Source organism: Paenibacillus ihuae (assembly GCF_001368795.1).
Taxonomy (GTDB): Bacteria; Bacillota; Bacilli; order Paenibacillales; family Paenibacillaceae; genus Paenibacillus_AQ; species Paenibacillus_AQ ihuae.
Window position 1 is genome coordinate 72,914 of record NZ_LN831203.1, and the last position, 4,260, is coordinate 77,173.

General features: G+C 54.6%; 4 protein-coding genes. All 4 read right to left on the minus strand.

All coding sequences use genetic code 11. The features are described 5' to 3' along the window. Positions 1–99: 99 nt before the first annotated feature. Positions 100–1,158: a hypothetical protein gene (locus tag AQR02_RS27160; protein WP_054943469.1), complete on the minus strand. Its 1,059-nt coding sequence runs from the start codon at positions 1,156–1,158 to the stop codon at positions 100–102. 279 nt (positions 1,159–1,437) lie between these two features. Then, positions 1,438–2,730: a homocysteine synthase gene (locus AQR02_RS27165; protein WP_054943470.1), complete on the minus strand. Its 1,293-nt coding sequence runs from the start codon at positions 2,728–2,730 to the stop codon at positions 1,438–1,440. A gap of 333 nt (positions 2,731–3,063) precedes the next feature. Then, positions 3,064–3,741: a deoxyribose-phosphate aldolase gene (deoC, locus tag AQR02_RS27170; protein ID WP_054943471.1), complete on the minus strand. Its 678-nt coding sequence runs from the start codon at positions 3,739–3,741 to the stop codon at positions 3,064–3,066. Between the two features lie 231 nt (positions 3,742–3,972). Continuing rightward, positions 3,973–4,260: acyl-CoA-like ligand-binding transcription factor (locus tag AQR02_RS27180; RefSeq protein ID WP_483414283.1), on the minus strand; the 288-nt coding region annotated here is incomplete at its 5' end.

Consider the following 4,260-nt stretch of genomic DNA (forward strand, 5'->3'; position numbering starts at 1 on the left):
GCCGGGGAATACTAATCCCTACCGGCGGGTGTATGCCCCATGAAACTGTCTGAGCGGCAAGCTCCGCCAGCCAGCGGACAGTGACAGGGCGTTAAATGACTACAGCCATCCTCCGGCGGCTGAATCCGCATTGTCCTGCCGGGCCATCCAGGTCAGGCAGGCCGCCCGGAGCAGCGCTTCGGTCCGAAGGCCCGCGCTGCAAAAGATCCCGCTCATGCCGATCCGGTACAGATCGGCAAGCGCTCCCGCCGCCGCTGCCCCCGCGGCGAGCACTACCGCCGCCGGCTTCACGCGCCGCACGGCGGCCAGGACCTCTCCCGCCGTGCGGGCAAAGCCCTCGGCGGTGAGCTCTTCCGGCGCGGCTAGGTCCGCCGCGCCGTCCAGCACCAGGAAATCGGCGATACGCGCGATTTCCCCCGCGGCGGCGGGCTGGACATCCGGGGCAACCAGCGCCCCGATGCTGCACGCCGCCGCGTAAGCGTGGCCGAGGATCTGTTCGGCCACGTCCTCGATGAATTCGCGTTTCACCGCGAATTCGGCAGCGCTGGCGGGATATGGCGCCAGCAGATCGATGCGGCTGTCTCTGCCCAGCCGCTGATTTGCCGCCACGGCGGCAAACAGGGCTTCGAGCTGCACATCGTGCAGCTTAGCCAGTTTGGCGGGCACTGCGGCAAGCTCCTGCGTATAGAGTAGAGTGACGGCCGCCCAGGCGCCATCCGCCGATTCCAGCAGCGCTGCTGAAGCGGCCCGCAGCCGGTAATAAATCCGCTGAAGGGTGCGTTCAGCCTGGAATTCATCTTCACTGTTCAGCCAGTATTCATACAATCCGGCAAGCTCCGGGGTATGCAGCCATTCCTCACTCCGGATGAGGCAGGGTCCTCCCGGAAGTGAACCCGCCTCATCCCGGAATAACGGCCGGTCTTCGGCTCCCTCACGCAGCACCAGAAAGGCCGGACGGTCTCCTGCCCGCCTCATAAAAGCCCGTTTGGACGCTCCCGCTCCCGCGCTCCGTCCCGCTTCGTTGATAAACTCCGCAGCAGCGGAGGCTACAGATGCGGCCTGGCTCATTTCCGCTCCTATCGCCCGGTCCCCAGCATTATACTTGAACGGGCGCTCCACATTGTTCCGGTTTTGATCCTGCTGACGTTCACCCTTCATCACCGCACCCACCTTTTGGCTTTGGATTGCCGGCACCTGTTCCTGATACACGCTTATACCGGCATGTTACGAACCTTCTTTTTATAAATACGGGGTCCAGCCTTGAAATATGCAAGCGGTATCAATGGAGTCTGATATTTACAGTGCAGACGGCGGAACAACACTCCCTCCAAACAACAAAAAAGCCCCCCTCCGCAAACAATCTCGGCTCTAAGTCTAGAGACCGGACTGCTCCCGGAGGAGGCTATAGGTTAAAACGCTGTGTCTGCTGATCCCGCCTTACTGCTGGCTTGCGGCAATAGCCTGTTCGAGATCATACAGGATATCATCAATGGACTCCGTTCCGATGGACAGGCGCAAGAGCTCCGGAGTTACGCCGGCAGTGATTTGTTCTTCATTCGAAAGCTGCTGGTGAGTTGTGCTCGCCGGATGAATAATCAGCGATTTCGAGTCTCCTACATTGGCCAAATGGGAGAACAGCTTTACATTCTCAATCAGTTTGACGCCGGCTGCAGCCCCGCCCTTAATTCCGAAGGTGAGGATCGCGCCCTGGCCCTTTGGCAAATATTTTTGTGCAAGCTCATAGGACGGATGGCTTGGCAAGCCGGAATAGCTCACCCACTCTACATCCTTATGACCTTCCAGGTATTGCGCCACCTGAAGCGCATTCTTGCTATGGCGTTCCAGGCGCAAATGCAGGGTTTCCAGCCCTTGTAGCAGCAGCCAGGAGTTGAATGGTGAAATCGATGCCCCCAAATCACGCAGCAGTTGCACGCGGGCTTTGATAATATAGGCAATCGGCCCAACCGCTTCCGTGTACACTACACCATGATAGCTTGGGTCCGGCTCGGTAAGGCCGGGGAATTTGCCGCTCGCTTTCCAGTCAAACTTGCCGCCGTCTACGATGATTCCGCCAATCGAGGTACCATGGCCGCCGATAAATTTGGTAGCCGAATGGACCACAATATCCGCTCCATGCTCAATCGGGCGCAGCAGATACGGACTCGGGAAGGTATTATCGACAATCAGCGGAATCCCGTGCTCATGGGCGATCGCTGCCACGGCTTCGATATCCAGTACATTTCCCTGAGGGTTGCCGATCGTTTCGGCATAGAGCGCCTTTGTCTTATCCGTAATTGCTGCCCGGAAGTTTTCCGGGTTATCGGAATCCACGAAATGCACTTTGATTCCAAGCTTGGGCAAGGTGGTGGAGAAAAGGTTATAAGTTCCTCCATAGAGGCTTGCAGCCGATACAATTTCATCGCCTGCACCGGCAATATTCAGCACAGAGAAGGAAATCGCCGCCGCCCCCGACGCCGTCGCCAGCGCCCCGGCCCCGCCTTCAAGCGCAGCGATCCGCTGCTCAAACACATCGGTGGTCGGGTTCATCAGGCGGGTATAGATGTTGCCGAATTCCTTGAGCGCGAACAGAATGGCGGCATGCTCAGCATCCCGGAATCCGTAGGAAGTGGTCTGATAGAGCGGTACGGCACGCGATAGTGTAGTCGGGTCAATCTCCTGGCCTGCATGAACAGCTAATGTTTCAAACGACAGCTTGCGGTCTTCTGACATTGGTATTTCCTCCCCTGTAATGATAATTGGCAAACCTTAACAATCTTTAATTGTAACTATTCTCTCACAAACGATGTTATTTGGGAAGAGAAAATTCTCATTATTCCGGTGTGTTTTATTATATTTGTAGTATACGCTTACATAAAAACTTTTCGTCATTACTGATCCGATGACCCGTCAGTGCTGAGTAAGCAAGTAAAAATATACAAGGTTAACGACTATGTTCTTCTCTCCCTTCACGCACGAACAGCCAGTCCAATATGTATATACAAAAAAAGCGGAGGCACAAAAGTTTTGTATCCCCCGCTTGTCCATCCTTTTAAATACAGACGATTAGTAGCTGCTCTGGCTCTGCTCGCCCTTGGCAATGGCTACGCCGCCGCTCGTACCGATCCGGGTTGCCCCCGCTCCGATCATGATCAGCGCATCCTCGCTGCTGCGTACACCGCCGGAGGCTTTGACACCGATATCAGGACCCACTGTTGCACGCATCAGCGCGATATCTTCCTTCGTAGCGCCTCCGGTGGAGAATCCGGTCGAAGTCTTCACAAAGTCTGCCCCGGCTTCTACCGCAAGCTTGCAGGCGCGGACCTTCTCTTCCTCGCTCAACAGGCAAGTCTCAATAATCACCTTGGTCAGCGCTTTGCCTCGGGCTGCATCCACAACAGCAGCGATATCGCGTTTAACCAGTTCATTGTCACCGTCTTTCAATGCGCCGATGTTGATAACCATATCCACTTCGCCTGCACCGTTTGCGATTGCGTTGGTGGTTTCAAAGGCTTTGGTTTCCGGCGTGGATGCTCCCAGCGGGAAGCCGATAACAGTACATACTTTTACTTCAGGTGTATCCTTCAGCACTTCATGGGCCACTGCGACCCATGCCGGGTTAACGCACACGGAAGCAAATTTATAGGTTTTGGCCTCTTCTGCCAGCTTGATGATATCTTCCTTGCGTGCGTCCGCTTTTAGCAGCGTATGATCAATGATCCCGGATATTGTGTTTTCACTCATGATTAATTCCTCCATGGTTGTAGATGTTCTCATTCCTTGTAATCATACCAATAGTGGACTGCTTTGGAAAGCAGAAGGGGGATGCTTCAGCTTACCTACGGACAATGTGTACAAGCGTAAGGAAAAATTTCAGAAGATGCCGGACGTTTTTATTGAGGAATATTATGAGGCAAAAAGAGTGCAAAAGAGCTCTGCTCCCCATTAGAAGCACAGCTCATTTATAAACGCCTTTTATAAGGTGAAGCTAAATTCCAATTTCCCTAAGGCCTCAGCCAGCAGGCTTGCAAAATCAGCATCGGAATGTTCTGCGTAGTAAAGCATCACTGAAATGTTGACCCCAATTACCGCACCGGCAAATGTGCGTACATCCGGATCATCCGGCTTACGTCCGATCCGTTCAGCTACAATCTCCGCAAACAACTGCATGGTTCCGGTCAAACTGTTCAAGGTCGCCCCCCGAAGCTCAGGAACGGCCATAATTAACCGGTTCCGATTGCGCATAGTCTCCAGTTCAGCATC

Excerpts from the sequence above, each read along its gene's own strand:
- AQR02_RS27160 (WP_054943469.1), bottom strand. The coding sequence starts at position 1,158 with ATGAAGGGTGAACGTCAGCAGGATCAAAACCGGAACAATGTGGAGCGC.
- AQR02_RS27165 (WP_054943470.1), bottom strand. The coding sequence starts at position 2,730 with ATGTCAGAAGACCGCAAGCTGTCGTTTGAAACATTAGCTGTTCATGCA.
- deoC (WP_054943471.1), bottom strand. The coding sequence starts at position 3,741 with ATGAGTGAAAACACAATATCCGGGATCATTGATCATACGCTGCTAAAA.